Here is a 19362-nt window from a genome sequence, read left to right on the forward strand (position 1 = left end):
CACAGGGGAAAGGCTTACTGCGCAGGTGCCGTCAACAGCGCATAGCGGTTTAACAACTGGGTAAAGCGGCTGTCGATCTGGGTTTGTAATCCCGGTGAAACCTTACCAGCACGTTGCTGTTCTTCAAACTGACGCAGCAGTTCTTCCAACGGTGGCGTGCGGTTCATTGGCTGCTGCACGGCAAACACAACCGACTTAAGTTCCGATACGGTGATGTAACGGCCACGCTGCTCATCCAGCGAGTTCAGTTTATCGGCCAACTTTTGCAGGCGGGTTTGTGCCTGATGCCAGTCTTCCATCGCTGCTTTTGGCAGCGCCTGTGCTTCTCGCTGCTGTTGCCACTGTTGCGCTAACTGCTTTACCTGCGGGCTCACCGGCCACAGCGCGCGCAACTGTTGCACCAGCACGGTACCGTAGTTCAAGGCCCACAATGGCGGTAATGCGTCCAAGCGTAGCAACTGCTCACCGCTGGCATGCACCATCGAATCTTCCAGCCTGGTCAGCTCAGCGCGATGATCCGCTTGCTGAAGTTTTGCCAGTTGCCCAGGCTCCATCAACTGCGGCAGGGGCCTGACCATATTCTGCAATACCTGCTCAGTCCCCGATAAACGGAAAGAGATAATGCCCCACCAGGCACCCGCCCCGATGAGCGCGCTGATGACCACGCCAGCCAGAAAACCGTGCCACATCTTCCAACGTGAGGGCTCCGGTTCGGCGATCGGTTCCGGCTCGGGTTGCGGCGCTGGCGCAATGACCGGAGGAGGCACCGGGGCCGACTCTTTGATGATATACACCAACGGCGGTGAAGCTGCACCTTCCTGCTGGAAAGCCCCTTCTGGCTCGATGCGAATTTCAGTTGGCTGTGACGTTGCCGTAGCGGCCGACTCCAGGCTTTCTAGCCGCAGTGCGGCGTGGTGCATCTGGTTGCGCAGGTTATCCAGCTTGCTGAGGTGTTTCAGATCCAAGCGCTGCAAGACATAGCACACATGCTCCAACACTTTTTCAATGCGGTAAATCTGCGCCAGATCGCCGTACTGGAACTCTTGCGTGCGCAACACCTGCTGTAAACGGGCCACCAGCCAGGCCAAAATTTCCACCCTGGCGTGCGTTTGCTGCGGCCAAAAGACTGGCCACTGATGCGTGAGCAAACCATCAATCAGTTGCAGCCCTTCTTGGATGCCAGACAGGCCAGAACGCTGCGTGCGCGCCAGCGTAAACCAGGCGACCGTTTGCAGTTCCACGCCATTTTGCCGGAACAGTGTCATACAGAGCTGTTCCACCTTGCCCCAATGTACATCCGGACGCGCCGGGTGGCCCAGCTTGGCAATTTCTTCTTTCAGCGTGGCGAACTCCGGCAAAGTACGTGGATCGCCACCGGTTTTGATACTGTTTCCTGATGATAATGCGCTCATTCAGTTACCTTACTCCATACGCTGTTGTTTTTTTAAATGCCGAACCAATACTCGCCCTTCCGGCACAAATTCCGTGCCGTAACGCACCAGCCCTACCCCCTTCAGCTCGGCATCAATGGCATAATTCAAATGCCCAGGGAGCGCTTCGGGTAACAGAACGACCTTGATGGTTTTCAGCCGTGGTTCATATTTCAGCAAAGTATGCAAAAGCGTGGTCATCAGCGTATGCGCCGAACCAGGCATTCCCTGTAATATTTTGCTCATATCCGGCAAACCATAATCCGGCAGATGGCTCAGCGTGCCCGCCCGACAGTTAAGGATGCGCTGTATATTATCGAGTACAGAGAGGATCACCTGATCCTCTTCACTGACCTGATGCAGACCCAGCTCACCGGAAAAATTGCCGATAAGCATTTCATACAGGGAAGGATTCAATGACGGCATGTGTTAATCCTTCTGTGGCATCAATATCAGGGTCACGCCCGACACTGACGGTGTGGGTTTAATCGCGGTAATTAACATCGCTAATTTCTCTACAGCCCCTCTTCGGGGCCAACGTTACCTTGAGCCTAACGACACTTTTTCCCGAGCTTTACTAACCACACAGTACGGCAGCACGTGCCGGATCGATGGCGACCAACCCGCTCAGCAGCAGTTCCATCTGGCGAGCCAGTTCGGTTTTGTCTGCATCACCACGCTGGGCTTTCATGCGCAACAGTTTCAGCCGCCGGGCTTTTACTTCGAACATCAGCGCAGGCTCCCACTGGCTGAGCGTAAAGAGCTCAGCCGGGCCATCCAGTTCACTCAGCAAATGCAGCGCCATCTCATTCTTACCGTATTGCTCGGCAACGCGCGCCATCAGCAACCGCAACAACCAGCGTTGACGCTGCGTATGGATCCCTGGGCGAGCGGCCAACCAGCCCAAGGCGCTCTCAATGCCGTCACTGTCTGCCTGCGCCAGCGCCTCTGGCTCCAATGCCAGGATGTCACTGTCTTCACCCGCAACCGCTGCGGCGTTCTCTGGTAGCCAGGTAGCAGAACCGCCCTGCACATGCTGCTCAATCCACGCCACCGTCACTTCATCGGCGAAAGGCGTACCATCGTTGTAGGCCAACTTTTCCAAACCCGGTAAACGCTCCAGCAGCATCGTCAGATCGTGTTTGATAATATCGGCCCACAGATCATAGGGATGACCATGCTTGCTTAACCCTTGATAGGTGTACCACTGCAGATCAAGCCAGAAATGATTCACCCCTTCGGCAAACATGCTTTCCGTTCGCTCCAGCAATTCCCCCCAGCTTTGTTGCAGATAGAGGCGCTTAAGCTGGGTGCGGTATTCTGTGCGCGGTGCCACCAGCCGGGTCAGACCGGCGTTGTCTTGCGGGGGGAGTTGATGCACGGTGTCCCAACGGACGCTTTTCATCAGCCTTGAAGCAGAAAGCCAGCCTTGCGGTTGTTCGCGCAGATAACGAGCCAGTTCTTTGGCCTGATCCAGCAGATCGCGCCCGGATTGCACCTGACGCAGGCTGGGGAGATCCTGCTGGCGCACCTGCGCCGGCGTGCTTTCCTGCGTGCCGCTATTCTGCGGCACCAGCGCATCCATGCCGCCCGACTGGGCCAAGCGGTTGTCCAACGCGCTATACAGCCCGGCAAATGAAGGGCGATCCTGTTCTGGCCAGCGGCTAAAGGCGTGATCAAGCAACGCCAGCGCCGCCACCGCACGCTCGAAATCGGCCTTTTCGATTTCTGGATAGCGCGCCAGGCTATCTTGTACCTTACCGCCCGCCAACCACTCCAATGCCACTTTCCGGCTGTTGGCACGCGGGGGTAACAGGGCCTCGCCATATTGCTCAACCAGCCCTGCCAACAGCGTTAAGCCATCTGCCAGCCCGGCTTCGCCATCACGGTGCAAACGCGCCCACAGGTAATAAGTGACCACCCGCACATCTTTGCAACTGGTGGTCAGCAGCTTTTCAGCCAACTGACACACCAGATCGGTATCTGCGCCGGAGAGCTTATTCACCTCTTCGCGCATGCGCTGAAAATCGTCGTCATAGCCGGGATCGTCGCCAACGGGGGCGTCTGCGGCGATCGGCACCAGCCAACGTTGCCATAGTGCCGCTGCGCGCCGGGCTTCATCCAGCACATCACGATCGTTAAAACACGTGGCGATAAGTTGTGTCAGCATCATTCCACCTCGGCAGTAGCGTTATCCAGTGACGGGGTTGCCGGTGTTTTATCACTGACATCGGGTATCTTGATCGGCAAAGTAAAAACCTCATCGTTTCAATAGCAGCAGCGCCGCACGGCGTATGCCATATCGCCTATCACGCGCTTTTTGGCTCATCAAACGCCAGCGTAATGCCTTCTTCATCGTTGTACCCCAACAGCAGGTGTTGCGGTTTCTGGTGCTGCGCCAACTGTTGCAACAGTTGCTGACTCAAGACCGGCAGGATCTGCTGATTCAGCAGGCTGTCTATGTTACGCGCCCCGCTGTCTGGCAACAGGCAGGCGGCAACCAGCGTATCGTACAGGCTCTCTTCGATAGTGCACTCCAACCCGTAATGACGCAGCAAGCGCTGAGCGACCTGTTCCAGTTTCATTGCCACGATATTGCGCAATGCCGAAGCAGCCAGAGGGCGGTAAATCACCGTCTGGAAACGAGCCAGTAATGCCGGTTGGAAGTGATCGCGCAGGAGCGGGCGCAACAGTTCGTGCAAGGTGGAATCCGGCGCTTCTGGCTGCTCATCCAGCAGTTGCATAATGTGATCGCTGCCCATATTGGCGGTCATCAGAATCACGGTGTTGCGGAAGTCGATCTCACGCCCTTCACCATCGCGCATAAAGCCGCGATCGAATACCTGGTAAAACATATTCAGTACATCACGGTGAGCTTTCTCTACTTCATCCAGCAGCACCACGCTGTACGGGCGCTTGCGTACCGCTTCGGTGAGCACACCACCCTGGCCGTAGCCGACATACCCCGGCGGTGAGCCTTTCAGTTGGGAAACGGTGTGCGCCTCCTGGTATTCCGACATGTTGATGGTGATAAGGGCTTTTTCACCGCCGAACAGGCTATCCGCCAATGCCAGTGCGGTCTCGGTTTTACCCACGCCGCTCGGGCCGACCAACAGGAAGACGCCCAGCGGGCCGTTCTCCGCCGTCAGACCGGTTTTAGACGCCCGGAGACGCTGCGCCAGCGCCAACAGCGCGGCATCCTGCCCCACAACGCGTTGCCCCAGATTCTGTTCCAATTGCAGCAGATTGGTTTGCTCATCTTTCAGCAAGCTGCCCAATGGCACCCCGGTCCAATCGGCAATCACCGTCGCCACGGTGCGGGCGTCGACATCCAGTGACAGTAAACGAATGTTATTTTGCAGTTCATTCAGCTGTTGCTGCAGTTGTGCACGCTCTGCCGAACGGCTGACATCTTTACGCAGCTCCAGCAACTGCTGGGTTAAGGCTTTCTCTTGCTGGTACTGTTTTTCCAGCTCGGTTTGCTGCTTTTGTAGCACATCACGCCAGTCGGTAATATCTGCCAAGCGCGCCGGATCGGCATCGGAACTCAGCACCAGATCCTGTTCAATCGCCTGTTGCTCCATGTCTAACGCCATCAGTTCGGAGCTGACCTGCATCAGCGGCTGTGGTTTGGTATCCAAACTCATGCGCACCCGCGCGCTGGCGGTATCTAGCAGATCTACCGCTTTATCCGGCAGTTGGCGGCCGGTCAGATAACGACGAGATAAGGTCACCGCGGCTTTTACCGCTTCATCCGTAATGTGTACACCGTGGTGCTTGGCGTAACGATCTTTCAAACCACGCAGCATCAGGCAAGCTTTCTCGTCATCCGGCTCGTCCACTTTCACCATCTGGAAGCGGCGCTCCAGGGCGGCATCACGTTCAAAATATTGCTTATATTCCGACCAGGTGGTGGCGGCAATCGTGCGCAATTCACCGCGGGCCAGCGCCGGCTTTAGCAGGTTAGCGGCATCGGCGCCCCCGGCCTGATTCCCAGCCCCAATAATGGTATGTGCTTCATCAATGAACAGCAGGATCGGGTTTGGCGCTTGCTGCACCGCCGCAATCACGTTTTTCAGGCGTTGTTCAAACTCGCCTTTGACACCGGCACCTGCCTGTAGCAGCCCCAAATCCAACGTGCGCACGCTGACCGTTTTCAGGCTATCTGGCACGTTGCCTTCGGCAATTCTCAACGCCAGCCCTTCAACCAGCGCGGTTTTACCCACTCCAGGCTCGCCAACCAGAATCGGGTTATTTTTACGGCGGCGGGAAAGGATATCCACCATCTGGCGGATTTCGTTGTCGCGCCCGAATACCGGGTCTATCTCATTCGCCTTGGCTTTGGCCGTAATATCCTGAGTGAATTTATCCAACACCGCCAGCAATGCCTCATTCGGCAGTGGGGAAGAAACCAAAGAATCACCATCGGACTCTTGTTCTTGCTGAGGCAAGGCTGAAGGGTAACGCCCTAGTTCCGCCTGTTGCTGCAACTCCGGGCGCTCATCGGATTGCGCATCCAATAGAGGACGCAGGCGTTTCAGTTGGCTATGACTCAGGCTCAGCAGTGGCCACAGGCCGTCGGTAGCAAGCTGGGATGGCTTTGACATTAGCGCTGCCAGCAGGTGAACACTGCGAATCTGCTGGGCGTCTTCATCCAAAGAAGCCGTCAGCCAAGACTGTTTGATCAGATTCAACAACGCGACGGAGAGGTGCGGACGGCTCCGCACAGAGCGCGGAAGGGTATCGAGGCTCGCCAACAGCGACTGCCACACTCCGTCCATATCCCACTCATAGCGGCGGGCCAGTACGGTAATATCCCCCTCCCCCAACTCCAACAGTTTGAGCAACCAATGTTCGATGGTAATTTCCGCGTGGGCACGGGTCTGGCACAATGTTGCCGCAGCCTCAAGGGCCTGCGCGCAATAAGAATTTAACCGGCGTAATAGTATAGCTGACTGATTTTCCATAGTTCCTTTCCCTGTTTTCCCGTCACGTTCAGACACGCTACTGTCCGCTGCCGTTAACCGAGGCCCATAAGGTTATCTGATAAAAGTACGTTGTCTTTGCCTAATGCCCGCAACAGACCCTAGGGAAAAACAACAAAAAAGCAGACGGTAACACCGTCTGCCCCAAGATTTACGCGGTAGCGCGTTCATTCCAAGCATCGGAATGAATAATGTTGCCATCTTTGTAAGTCCAGGTGATTTTTTCGTAACGCAGTTCCACCAGTTCCAGATGATTGTGTTTCTCTTTGCCTGGATCTTTGATGTCGTGCATCTTCGGTGCCACTTTCACCACTTTCACGTTATCCAGTTTGGTATTGAAGTATTCAACTTCCTGGCCAGCATCATCAATGCGGTACCACTTGAATTCAGCCGTTTTCAGCGTTTGGCCGGTAGTGACCGCTTTGTACAGGTACGGGCTGGACGCATCGATTTCCTTAGTAAATACGAAAGGAGTATGGATACGAGTTCCGGTCAGCTTGCCAGTGTTATTGTCAGTCGGGATGTACAGGCTATGATCCTGTGCCACCACTTCGATGCTCCCTTCGCGACTCTGTACGTCCACAGAACCTTTAATGTCCGCACCGCCATCGTCCTTCAGCCACAGATAGACTGGAATTGCCATGTTTACTCTCCTTGATTGTCAAAACCGCCCACGTGTTCCGGCGGCGTTACATTGCCCGGGACCTGACAGGCATTGGCCTGAGGCACCAGACTAATTTCTACTCTTCGGTTTGCTGCCCGCCCTTGCTCAGTATCGTTGGCCGCAATCGGCCGCGTGGCACCATAGCCCTGTACGGCAAAACAGGTGGGTGAAACATCGCTGGTCTGCAGCATCCAATCACGTACCGCTTCCGCACGTTTGAGCGACAGCTCCTGGTTTGCCCTGGCATCCCCGGTGATATCGGTGTGCCCAGCCACCACAATCAACCAGCCGGGCTTGGCCTTAATGTTGATTAATGCCTCCACCAGCACTTTGGTGGAACCGCTTTTAAGCTGATATTTACCGGTATCAAATAACGACAGGCTATCCAGCAGCACGGTTTGTGGCGTTACCTGCGAGGGTTGCTCTGGTGCCTCAATTTTCGCTTCTTCCACCGGCGGCACATAGCCCCTGATGGCCGCCAGGACCGGCTGCCGCAGGCGCTCACCTGGGTATAGACCCAAGCCTAAATTTAGAGGCACGCCCCGACGGTAATAATCATTGAGTTGCGCCGCATCAGCCCTTAATACCTTCACCGCCCCAGCTTTGGCGTGAACATCCGCCTGCGGGATCGCCTGATAGCGTTGCAAGTCATCCGTTATCTGGCGTGACAGCGCGCGATTCTGCCAGGCGGAAACGTTCAGCGCCACGCACCCGGCAAGCATGAAAGCACCGATGGCATAAACCACCGCACGCCGCCGCGGAGTGAAACCGGATTGTTGTGGCAGAAGACGCAACAGCGGATCGGGGAAAGGCAATGTAGCGCTTTCATCATTCTCGCTGCAGCTTTTCTCGCGATTCAGCGTGGTTTTTTCCTTCAGCCACTGTTGCCAAAGGTGGGCAGAGGGTAATTCAGGCACCGCCGGAGAAAAGGTCAATGCCAGCGCCAAAGGTGAGCAAATCGGCATAGATTGTTCACGCGTTAAGCACTGCGGCAAGATCTTTTGCGCCATCCACTGGGCCCAACTCTCAACTTCAATAGCACGATATAGCCTCTGCGTTTGCTCAATGCTGTCCCCTTGCGCCACCCACTGCGCCAGAGGTTGTGCCGAATGCCCGTTGTGCCACACCGTGGCTGACGGTTGGCCAGCTTTGAATTCAAACCATTCAACCCGATCGGTTGTCATATCCGATGGCACACTCTGGGGTAAATAGCTGCACAGCAGCGCAGGGATATCCGTCCCCGTCACGCGGCACATACGGGATAGCTGGTGGCGAAAGATCTGGACCCGATTAGCCAATACCGCCAAGTCATCATGCTGTGATGGATTAACCAGCAACAGCGTGCTGAGCTGTGTTACCCACTCAGGCCGCAAATTGAGCAATGCCGCCACAGCGGCAGACAGCGTTGAAAGATCGGCGACGGCCAGATAGCAACCTTCAGGTGTTTCACGCACCGCCACACCAGCAAACATCTGCTCCACCCCATCGCCACACACCAAGACAACGGGCTGACGGTAGCCTTCTGCCGGCAGATCGTTTTGCCAGGTAGCATTTATATCCGATTCAACCTGTGCGGAAACATGCGAACGCCCCCCCCATATCCACGCACCGAGAGTAATAACAACAATCACCGCGGCACCGATGAATTGGCCCCATGGCGTCAGAGGGAAATAGCCCAGACACAGAACGAGTGCCAATATGCCGCCCCAAAGCCATAACAACCGCCTTAGCATCACGCTCACTCAACGCCCCCTGATAACAAGGCCGTCAGTAAGCTCTGCAATTGCAGATGCAGCATCCACCAGCCGCCGGCCAGCACGAATAACGTCAGGCAAAGCCAGAAAAAAGCCGATTGGAATAAACGGTGTTGCCGACGTGGCCTCGCCTCCATCAGCAAAGGGGGTTGCAGGGCAATATTGTAGGCGGTGACCCGCTCACTCAAGATTTTCATCAATTGCTCTCGCGGTTGCTGCTGCGTCTGGCCGTGATAGACGCCCTCAAACCCTAGGCGCAATACCCGGTAAAAGCAGGTCAGAACGGCAGGATCCGACGCGGGCTCATGTAACACTTGGCGCATACGCTCATACAAGAGTTCACCGGCCTGCAACGTGTTGAAAAAATGGGTTTGCAATGGCGTCTGGATCCAGGTGTCATAACCCTCATCCTGCTTTCTGCGCCCCAGGACGGTTTCATCCAGCAACGCACATTGGGCATAAGTAATGTGTTCAATACTTTCGGCGCTGTAGCCCGCCTCAGTGAGCCGGCTTTGGGTGTTGCTCACCTGCTGCAGACAGCGCTGGTAAAGCGCCGCCCCCTGCTGAGCTGGCACACCTCGGCGCAGCTCGACCACGATCAACCAGGTGTCATACAGCAAACTGTCGATAGAAAGTTCTTTGATTGGTTTCATGAACGTAGCACCGCGAAAAGTTCAAGTTGCACATCTGGCAACGTACCCGGCACATAGAACGCACAGCCCCCCGCCTCCAACATGCTTTTTGCTGCGGGATGCGTCAGATCAAAGGCGAAATATTGATTTTCCAACCGCAAAGGAATAGCGGCAGGAACATGACCAAGTGGAATCAGCGGCACGCCGTTGAGGGCAATATTTACGATGTTGTTCACATCGTCTGGCGTTCCGACTTTACACAACAAGGGGAACTGACGTTGCAACAGATGCCCTGGTAAGCTGGAACGTGCGGACAGATAGAAATCCGCCTCGTCTCGCAGGCGAACGTCGTTGAGTGAAGCTTTCCACTGATTCTCACGCACTTTTTCCAGCTCAATCGCGATCACTCGCGAAGGCAGGCTGGCTTCCAGCAATGTGCTGATAAGCTCGAATAACGGAGGAAAGACGCCGGTCAGATTTTCATGCTGATAGGCAGGGATCGCTTCCAGATCATGTTCCAGTGAGAAGGTCAGTAACGCACCGGCCAACTTCACCAATTCACGATAAATAATCTCTGGGTGCAGAGCCGGGTGAGCCAGGAAGTCGTTCAAGACCGGTTCATAGGTATTCAGCGCATTGAGCAACCAAAACAGTGACACATCGGCCACGGCAAAATCTGCCATACGTTGATTGCTTTCACGGCGCATGCCCATCAGGCGAGTACGTTTCGCCCGAAGCTGGGCCAACAGGCTGTCCAACCGATCCAATAACCCGCTATGGGCTTTAAAACTCAACAGCGGCGGCACAAATTGCGAATCAACCGCCCAAAGGCCTTGCCCATCCCGCACCAGTCTCGCCACCGGGCAGGCTAGGTAATCACCATTCTCTTCTGAAGCAAAACGCAGGGTTAATGCCAGGCGTTCAACCGCAATGGATTCTGCCTCATTACCAAACAGATCCTGAGCGCTCCCCCATTCCTGGCGATAGCGTATCGGGCGTTCGGCCTGTTCTTCCATCATCAGGCAGTTGCCGCCGTTGGCATGCAACAACGGCAGCGCTAACAGAACCTCAACGCTCCGTTGAGATTCTGTCAGTGCTGAAGCCAAATCAATTGCTGGTGGCAGGTTATCCGTTACATCAGTGTCAACCAAACTCCCGTCCGGCAAACGCAACCGGAGGTGCTGTGCTTTCAGCCGATTAAGACGCAATGCGTCTTGATCAAACTCAGCACACAACACCCCCCAGGGATGATTCAGCGACAGGTGCGCGATGCAGTCATTAACATAACTTTCCCAACGCGCCTGCTGCTGAAATTGTTGAGGGGACAAAAACGCCCCCTCCGTCCACAACGGACGTAAGATTTTCATAACCTGCTGCTCCCGTATGCCTGCTTAGGCTTTCGCTTTTGGCATCTGGGAAACCAGCGACAGATTGACATCCATCCCTTCTACCTGGAAGTGCGGCACAGCATACAGTTTCACGCGGAAGAAACCCGGGTTGTCTTCGATGTCTTCAACTTCAACCTTGGCATCGCGCAGCGGGTGGGAAGCCTGCAGATCGTCGCCTGGATCGGTCATCTCGGTCACCAACCCACGCACCCAGTTGTTCAGCTCCAGCTCCAGCAGACGACGATCTTTTGTCGTACCGATGTTTTCACGCTGAATCAGTTTCAGGTAGTGAGCAATGCGCGACAACAGGAAGATATATGGCAGGCGCGAGTTGATGCGGCTGTTGGCAGTGGCATCCGCGGTGTCATACAGCGCCGGTTTCTGTGCCGAGTTGGCAGAGAAGAAGCAGGCGTAATCACGGTTTTTGTAGTACGACAGAGGAATGAAGCCCAGGTTGGCGAATTCAAACTCGCGCGTTTCCGGGATCATCACTTCTGATGGGATCTTCACCTGATTGCCGGTACCCAGATCATACAGGTGGATAGGCAGATCGGTCACGGCACCACCAGCCTGTGGCCCACGGATCTGTACACACCAGCCGTTCTTGATAAAGCTCTTCACCATGTTGGCGGCAAAAGCGAACGATGCATTGGTCCACAGATATTTTTCATGATCCGGGCCTTTCACTTCTTCCACATAGTTGAAGCTACGCACCGGCACGGTATCCGGGCCATACGGCAAGCGGCCCAACACTCGCGGCATGGTCAGGCCGATATAACGGGCGTCGTCGGTGTCACGGAAGGATTTCCACTTGATGTACTCGGCACGATCAAAGTAGTTGCCAATATCTTTGATAGCAGCCACTTCTTCCATGCTGGATTTACCGAAGAACGCCGGGCCAACCGCTCCGATAAACGGCATATGCGCAGAAGCAGAAACTTTAGAAATGTTACGCAGCAGAGCAATATCCTGCGGGCCTGCGTCGAACTCATAGTTGGAAATCACCGCACCGATTGGCTCGCCGCCTGGGGTGTCGTATTCCTGAATGTAGGCATGGCGATACATTCCGCTCTGAATGATCTCTGGTGAGTCTTCGAAATCCTGGCGCAGGTCTTCTTTAGAGATATCCAGTACTTCAATTTTCACGTTCTGACGGAAGTCCGTACCATCGACCAGTTGCTTCAGGCCGCGCCATGCAGATTCCACTTTCTGGAATTCCGGGTGATGCATGACTACGTCCAACTGACGGCTGATCATTTGATCCAGTTCGGCAATATGATGATCCAGCAAGGTCTTATCCAGACGCTCCACTTTTTGCCCAGACTGCTTCAGACGCTCCAGAAAAACCTGAACCGCTGCGGTGACACGCTCATCGGCGGTGGTTTCGGACAAGGCAGTATTGTCTTGATAAGCATCCAGATCGCCCAGCGCAGATACCGGCGTCAGATTGATTTTTTCAAACAGGGAAGCATAAACACTGCCCTCTTGTGGACGTTCCAGCACGGTGGTCTGGCTTTCCTTGGTGTTTTCAGTATTTACAGACATCAGCATACTCTCGTGTTAATCCAGCTCAGGGTTTACGCTTCTTTCGGGGCAAGCGCGGCCAGTTCAGCGCGCAAATCTGCGCTTAACGATTCGTCTTTAAGAATGGCTTCCAGCTCTTTACGGAAGGTCACGTTATCCAGGAGATTGGATTTGAGATCGCGCAGCAGATTACGCATAGAAAGAAGGGCTCGCAGTTGCGGTATGTTACGGGCTACCTGCTCTGGTTCAAAATCTTTCATTTCCTTGAACGTCAGGGCGATATTTTCTTCGCTTTTATCCCCTGCCAAGGTGTTTTCTACCACCAACCTGACGGAAGGGCTGAACTCCGCCAGCACGCTATCGAAGTTATTTTTATTGACAGAGACTTTCTCACGCTCAGACAACGCCCGATGCTCTTGCCCGTTGCTGTAATCGCCCATCACCATTAGCTTGAGTGGGAGTTCAACTTTTTTCTGCGCACCGCCGGTATGGAGGTCGAGTTTAATGTTTACGCGCGCGCGCGGTATCTCATTTTGGTAGCTGGAGGAGGCCATAACAGTCCTTATTCACTGAGCGATTTAAGTAAGGACTGCCTGCTGAGGTGTGAAAGCACAACGGCAATCCTTGCCAGACAAAAACGTCAAACAGATGTTGCGATACATAGGCAACGTAGGCACCCGCTCATTTTACAATGAATGGGCATGAACACATAAGATTTATTTATGATGTAACGAAAAATCATAGCTCATTTAAGCTATTGCAAAACATAAGATAATCTTAAGGAGATTATTATGTCAATATTAATTTTCCCACCGGATATTAAGACCCGTAAATTTCATTTACTAAAAATACGATTTATTATTTGAGAATAGTCCAACAAAAAACCAACAAACATACATTGCATAACGTTCTAATTAATCAGGTTTTACACTCTTACTTATTGAATTATTTAAATGCTCATTTTCATCTATTTTTGCCAAAAGTGACTTGCATCAAAAAATCAGGCACACATAGCGCAAAATAAAAGCAACAACCATTCACAAAATGAATTTGATATTAAAAAGCATAATAAAAACAAATTTAACCATCTTGCCATAAGAACCCAATATGGGCTTTAGCATACTCATCGTTAGCGTCATTCATTAATACGCCTAAAACATCCATGCCCATCGGGTTATAATTTCCCCTCAGTTATTGCCAGTCTTTCTATTCTTATTTTCTGTGTTTCGAACGTTTATTTGGCGAAATTTCGAACACCCATTCCTCTTATCGAAGATAGTGGCATGCATTCAACTCCTGCATTACGCTATGCTTAAGTATCGCTAGAACCAAGGAAAAATGATGAATAACACCCCAAACACTGCTCTAACCGCTACCCAGGCTCTCGATAAACTTGAGGCCATGTATGATGCATCAGTTTGCGCATTACGAGGGGCTATCAAAGACTTCATTACTCATGGCACTCTGCCAGACGAACAAGCCCGTACAGAGGGATTGTTTTCTTACCCTGAATTACGCGTACATTGGGATGGCGAACCTTCCAATAGCCCCAGAGCACGCGCCTATGGCCGATTTACTCGCCCCGGTGACTACACCACGACCATCACCCGGCCACAGTTATTCCGTCATTATTTATCTGAACAATTGGCCTTGCTGGAAAGTGAATATGCGGCCGTCATTGAAGTGGTTGCTTCCAAACAAGAGATCCCCTTCCCTTATGTGATAGATGGTTCCGACTTAACGCTGGATCGCTCAATGAGTACAGGGCTAACCAAACATTTCCCAACCACCGAATTGGCACAAATCGGCGATGAAACCGCTGATGGCCTGTTCCCTTTTATCAACCAGTTTCCGCTTTCGCACTTTGACGCACTGCGCACCGATTTTTCTCTGGCTCGCCTGCGGCATTATACCGGCACGCCTGTAGAGTATTTTCAGCCTTTCGTCCTGTTTACTAACTACACGCGCTACGTGGATGAGTTCATTCGCTGGGCATGCCAGCAGATTAGCAATCCAACCAGCCCTTATGTGGCGCTCTCTTGTGCGGGTGGCCACTATGTCACCGCACAAACACCGAACCCAGAACAGACAGTTTCAGATCTTGCCTGGAAGAACCACCAGATGCCAGCCTACCATCTGATTGCGCGCGATGGGCAAGGGATCACATTGGTCAATATCGGCGTTGGCCCCTCTAACGCCAAGACGATCTGCGATCATCTGGCCGTATTACGCCCACATGCCTGGCTAATGATTGGCCACTGTGGTGGTTTGCGTGAAAGCCAGTCGATCGGTGACTACGTTCTGGCTCACGCTTATCTGCGTGATGATCACGTCCTCGACTCGGTATTACCCCCAGATATCCCTATCCCAAGTATCGCAGAAGTGCAACGTGCACTTTATGACGCCACCAAAACGGTCAGCGGTATGCATGGGGAAGCGGTAAAACAGCGTTTGCGCACGGGCACGGTGGTCACTACGGACGATAGGAACTGGGAATTACGCTACTCAGCCTCAGCGCTGCGCTTTAACCTGAGCCGGGCTGTGGCAGTGGATATGGAAAGTGCTACCATCGCCGCTCAAGGTTATCGCTTCAGGGTGCCTTACGGCACCCTGCTGTGCGTTTCTGATAAGCCGTTACATGGTGAGATCAAACTGCCTGGTCAAGCAAACCGCTTCTATGAAGGGGCAATATCTGAACACTTACAAATCGGGATCTGTGCGATCGATCTGCTACGCGCCGAAGGCGAACATTTACATTCACGTAAGCTGCGAACCTTTAACGAACCCCCCTTCCGTTAACTGCTACATAACTATGTAGTAGGCGCTAGAAGCGCTGTACTGCCGATAGATAAGTACGAAAAGAAAAACCCCGCATGTCTCTATGCGGGGTTTTTCTTTCACTAACGAGACTCAGTGAGAGGCAGTAGCGCTACTGGCTGGCATAACATCCAGGATCCGCACGGTGTAGACCATGGTGGCCCCTGGTGGGATATCCGGTGCCATTCCTTTATCACCATAGGCAAGCTCAGGTGGCACTACCAGCGTCATGCTGCCATGGTTTTTCAGCTTACTGATAGCCTCACGGAACAGCGGTGGATAAGCACTCAAAGGCTGCGAAATAGAGGTGCCCGCCAAGTCCATATCTTTAATCACCTTGCCATCGGTCAGGCTTTCTTTCACCACAACGGCAACCGTGTCTGCATCACTGATATTACCATCACCCTTATAGTCTACCCGGTAGTAGAAGCCCTGCGGTGATTGAACGACACGTGGCTGCTTCTTGAATTTTTCAATATACTTTTTGCCCGCCTGCTCGTTCTTCGCTTTCACTTGCTTATGCTGGTTGTTAAGCTCCAATTCACTTTCATACAGCGCTTTAGCAATTTGTTCTTTATTCATTTTAATCTGGCCATTGAGCGCATCAGCAACACCCGCCAACGCCAGTTGCCGATTAACATCAACACCCTGCGATTTTTTGCTCTCCAGCAAGCTTACGATGTCGCTACCCAATGAAGTACCGATAGCATAATCGCGTTTTTCCCGATCGGTTTTAGGCTCCGACACAGCAGTAGCAATGTTTTCAGATGGTGTTTTCTTAGCCTCTGCCAACGCTTGCTGCAATTGTTTAAGCTCTTGCGCTTGCTGCTCACTGTCTTTGGCCTGTGCCGCCAGTTGCTCTTGCAGCTTCGCACTCGCCTGCTGGTTTTCCTGCAACGTTTGCTGCTGTTGTGCCAGTTGCTGCGCTTTCTGCTCGCTGTCTTTGGTTTGTGCAGCCACTTGCTCCTGCAACTTAGCGCTGGCCTGCTGATTTTCCTGCAGGGTTTGCTGCAACTGCTTCAGTTGCTGTGCTTTCTGCTCGCTATCTTTGGTTTGCGCCGCCAACTGCTCCTGCAACTTGGCCACTTCCTGTTGCCCCTGTTGCAGTTGCTGCACCTGCCGGGTTTTCTGCTCGTTATCCTTGGTCTGCGCCGCAAGCTGCTCCTGCAACTTAGCGCTGGCCTGCTGATTTTCCTGCAGGGTTTGCTGCAACTGCTTCAGTTGCTGTGCCTTCTGCTCGCTGTCTTTGGTTTGCGTCGCCAACTGCTCCTGCAACTTGGCCACTTCCTGTTGCCCCTGTTGCAGTTGCTTCACCTGCTGGGTTTTCTGCTCATTATCCTTGGTCTGCGCCGCAAGCTGCTCCTGCAACTTAGCGCTGGCCTGCTGATTTTCCTGCAGGGTTTGCTGCAACTGCTTCAGTTGCTGTGCCTTCTGCTCGCTGTCTTTGGTTTGCGTCGCCAACTGCTCCTGCAACTTGGCCACTTCCTGTTGCCCCTGTTGCAGTTGCTTCACCTGCTGGGTTTTCTGCTCATTATCCTTGGTCTGCGCCGCAAGCTGCTCCTGCAACTTAGCGCTGGCCTGCTGATTTTCCTGCAGGGTTTGCTGCAACTGCTTCAGTTGCTGTGCTTTCTGCTCGCTATCTTTGGTTTGCGCCGCCAACTGCTCCTGCAACTTGGCCACTTCCTGTTGCCCCTGTTGCAGTTGCTTCACCTGCTGGGTTTTCTGCTCGTTATCCTTGGTCTGCGCCGCAAGCTGCTCCTGCAACTTAGCGCTGGCCTGCTGATTTTCCTGCAGGGTTTGCTGCAACTGCTTCAGTTGCTGTGCCTTCTGCTCGCTGTCTTTGGTTTGCGTCGCCAACTGCTCCTGCAACTTGGCCACTTCCTGTTGCCCCTGTTGCAGTTGCTGCACCTGCCGGGTTTTCTGCTCATTATCCTTGGTCTGCGCCGCAAGCTGCTCCTGCAACTTAGCGCTGGCCTGCTGATTTTCCTGCAGGGTTTGCTGCAACTGCTTCAGTTGCTGTGACTTCTGCTCGCTGTCTTTGGTTTGTGCGATGAGTTGTTCTTGCAACTTAGCTAAAGCTTGCTGATTTTTCTGCTCACTCTCTTTAGCCTTCGCAACCAGGGTTTCCTGCAGCTTGCTACTAGCCTGTTGGCTTTCCTTTAATCCTTGTTGCAATTGTTTAATCTGTAGCGCTTTCTGTTCGCTGTCTTTGGATTGTGCCTTGAGTTGCTCTTGCAGCTTAGCCAATGATTGCTGATTTTGCTGCAACTGCTTCATCTGCTGGGTTTTCTGCTCGTTATCTTTGGTCTGCGTTGCCAACTGCTCTTGCAGTTTCGTGCTGGCCTGCTGTTTTTCCAACAACGTTTGCTGCAACTGCTTTAACTGTTGCGCTTTCTGTTCGCTGTCTTTGGATTGCGCCACCAGTTGTTCTTGCAATTTGGCCAGCTCCTGCTGGTTTTGCTGCAGTTGCTTCACCTGCTGAGTTTTCTGCTCGTTATCTTTATTTTGCGCCATTAACTGTTCTTGCAGCTTGGCAGTAGTCTGCTGTTTTTCTTGTAACGCTTGCTGTAACTGTTTTAGCTGTTGTGCCTTCTGCTCGCTATCTTTGGTCTGTGCCCGCAATTGCTCCTGCAATTTAGTCAACGACTGTTGGCCCTGTTGCAGTTGTTTAACCTGTTGGTTTTTTTGTTCATTCTCTTTAATTTGTAGAGCCAATTGCTCCTGCAACTTAGCAATCGTCTGCTGATTTTGTTGCAGTTGCTTTATTTGTTGTGATTTTTGTTCACTATCTTTGGTTTGCGCCGCGAGTTGCTGCTGTAGTTGAGTATTTTCCAGTTGACTCTGCTTTATCGCCTGTTTCAGTTGTGCAAGTTCTGCCACAGAAGCCTGCTGCTGAGATTGCGCATTGCGCAAATGCTCTAGGGCGGCCTCCTGCCCACTGACTTTAGCCCTTAACTGGTTAATGGTCGCCTGCAGTGCCTTCATTTCACGAATTCGCCCGCTGGCATTGTCACCCGCCAGCTTTGTCAACACATTAGGTTTGCTGGTGTCTTTTTCTCTCGTTCTCGCAGGTTCTGCTTTCTCAATCTGCGAAGGCGTCAGAAACAGCAGTGCCGGTGCTTCATCTACCTGGCGTGTAATAGTATCCAGTGAGCTCAGCGTGTTGGCCTCAGAAGCGCCAGCTTCTTCTGCCTGCACTATCCCCAGCGGTAATGCCAGAGTTAGTAAGGCACTGCAATAGATCCTGCGCTTTATCATTTCACGCTTTCTCCTCGGTGGATCAAGCCCTGCAGGACGTCGTATTCAATATCAGCACAAAGCTGGTTGGTCTTAAATTTATACAAAGCATCAAGGGTATCTTTAGTTGCTGCGTTCACATCACTTCGCACTGCACTATAGACGGAGGCATTGCTCACCAAACGATCAAACTGAGCTTTCTTGACAGCATAAGTTCTTGGGCTCACCTGCTTCAGTGAAACCAGTTCACTTTGACACAAGCTAATCTTGTTTGTTTTGGCTTCAGATGGTGTTGGCGGTGGTGACACGCTAATCTGCCGCGGTGGAGCCTGCACGGTGGTCGACGGCGATTGGCTCTGCGGCACCGTTTTTTTTGCCTGATTATTCTGGCACCCGGCCAACAACAGGCCGCTACAAAACAACACACCTAAACAGAGGCTCTTTTGGCTGCTTATCATCAAACATTCCTTTCAAAAATTCCGTTATCTGTATGCCGAAGCAGACACTAACGGATATGACCAGATGAATATGCTATAAATTTTACAGCACCGACGCACCGATGGAGAAGACATTTAGTGGCGATCACACTTTAGGATACACTCCCCAGAATGATACTAGGAATGCTTATCACTCAGTATTAGGGCGTACTTCCACTCTGCTTGTTACAGCTCATTGACCCACAGGATGAATCATCCAATTTTGGCAGATGCTGCCAATGGTTACCCGACGTAACAACAAAAAATCACCCAAACATCGATTTAACAGCATACAACGGTTAGAAGAGCGAAATAATACTGATATTTTTGATATCCAGCAACTATCCGGGGGGAGTTACCCTCTGAAATAACGTATAAAAGTCTGCACCTTCTCTTGACAGTAAATGGGTATTTAAAACCCAAAGCTAACGTTTCAAGTATTCCTGAACGTTGTA

Annotated in this window: 13 protein-coding genes; 1 reads left to right on the plus strand and 12 read right to left on the minus strand. The window is 52.7% G+C overall.

Features of this window, described 5'->3' with window-relative positions; all coding sequences use genetic code 11:
• Positions 1–14: 14 nt before the first annotated feature.
• The 10 genes from BMI79_RS06850 to tssB form a co-directional block, all read right to left on the minus strand.
• Entirely contained in the window at positions 15–1412 is a 1398-nt protein-coding gene (locus tag BMI79_RS06850; protein ID WP_076941396.1) for a VasL domain-containing protein, read from the minus strand.
• A gap of 9 nt (positions 1413–1421) precedes the next feature.
• Entirely contained in the window at positions 1422–1856 is a 435-nt protein-coding gene (gene tssE, locus BMI79_RS06855; RefSeq protein WP_076941397.1) for a type VI secretion system baseplate subunit TssE, read from the minus strand.
• A gap of 151 nt (positions 1857–2007) precedes the next feature.
• Positions 2008–3600, minus strand: coding sequence for a type VI secretion system protein TssA (gene tssA, locus BMI79_RS06860; RefSeq protein ID WP_083704387.1), 1593 nt, complete (start codon positions 3598–3600; stop codon positions 2008–2010).
• A gap of 139 nt (positions 3601–3739) precedes the next feature.
• Positions 3740–6397 carry a type VI secretion system ATPase TssH gene (gene tssH / locus BMI79_RS06865; RefSeq protein ID WP_076941399.1) on the minus strand — a complete coding sequence of 886 codons (2658 nt, stop codon included), beginning with the start codon at positions 6395–6397 and terminating at the stop codon, positions 3740–3742.
• 169 nt (positions 6398–6566) lie between these two features.
• Positions 6567–7058 (minus strand): Hcp family type VI secretion system effector, encoded by a 492-nt coding sequence (locus BMI79_RS06870; protein WP_037396711.1) that lies wholly within the window; start codon positions 7056–7058, stop codon positions 6567–6569.
• 2 nt (positions 7059–7060) lie between these two features.
• On the minus strand, positions 7061–8776 hold the full coding sequence (locus BMI79_RS06875) for an OmpA family protein (protein WP_244157314.1): 1716 nt from the start codon (positions 8774–8776) through the stop codon (positions 7061–7063).
• 41 nt (positions 8777–8817) lie between these two features.
• Positions 8818–9486, minus strand: a complete 669-nt coding sequence (gene tssL / locus BMI79_RS06880) for a type VI secretion system protein TssL, short form (RefSeq protein ID WP_076941401.1) — start codon at positions 9484–9486, stop codon at positions 8818–8820.
• Positions 9483–10832 (minus strand): type VI secretion system baseplate subunit TssK, encoded by a 1350-nt coding sequence (tssK, locus tag BMI79_RS06885; RefSeq protein ID WP_076941402.1) that lies wholly within the window; start codon positions 10830–10832, stop codon positions 9483–9485. Before tssK ends, tssL begins: the two co-directional genes overlap by 4 nt.
• Positions 10833–10856: 24 nt before the next feature.
• Complete coding sequence (gene tssC, locus BMI79_RS06890; RefSeq protein WP_197091812.1) at positions 10857–12404, minus strand: type VI secretion system contractile sheath large subunit; 1548 nt, start codon at positions 12402–12404, stop codon at positions 10857–10859.
• 26 nt (positions 12405–12430) lie between these two features.
• A complete protein-coding gene (gene tssB / locus BMI79_RS06895; RefSeq protein ID WP_076941403.1) occupies positions 12431–12931 on the minus strand; it encodes a type VI secretion system contractile sheath small subunit in 501 nt (166 codons plus the stop codon).
• 784 nt (positions 12932–13715) lie between these two features.
• On the opposite strand from tssB, the gene BMI79_RS06900 reads away from it, so the two are divergent.
• Positions 13716–15176, plus strand: coding sequence for an AMP nucleosidase (locus BMI79_RS06900; protein ID WP_076941404.1), 1461 nt, complete (start codon positions 13716–13718; stop codon positions 15174–15176).
• A gap of 111 nt (positions 15177–15287) precedes the next feature.
• Here the strand turns inward: BMI79_RS06900 and BMI79_RS06905 are convergent, their stop codons facing one another.
• Positions 15288–18452: an FKBP-type peptidyl-prolyl cis-trans isomerase N-terminal domain-containing protein gene (locus tag BMI79_RS06905; protein WP_076941405.1), complete on the minus strand. Its 3165-nt coding sequence runs from the start codon at positions 18450–18452 to the stop codon at positions 15288–15290.
• A complete protein-coding gene (locus BMI79_RS06910) occupies positions 18449–18889 on the minus strand; it encodes a hypothetical protein (protein WP_076941406.1) in 441 nt (146 codons plus the stop codon). The genes BMI79_RS06905 and BMI79_RS06910 overlap by 4 nt, the downstream gene beginning before the upstream one ends.
• Positions 18890–19362: the final 473 nt, after the last annotated feature.

Source organism: Serratia oryzae, from assembly GCF_001976145.1.
GTDB classification, from domain to species: domain Bacteria; phylum Pseudomonadota; class Gammaproteobacteria; order Enterobacterales; family Enterobacteriaceae; genus Chania; species Chania oryzae.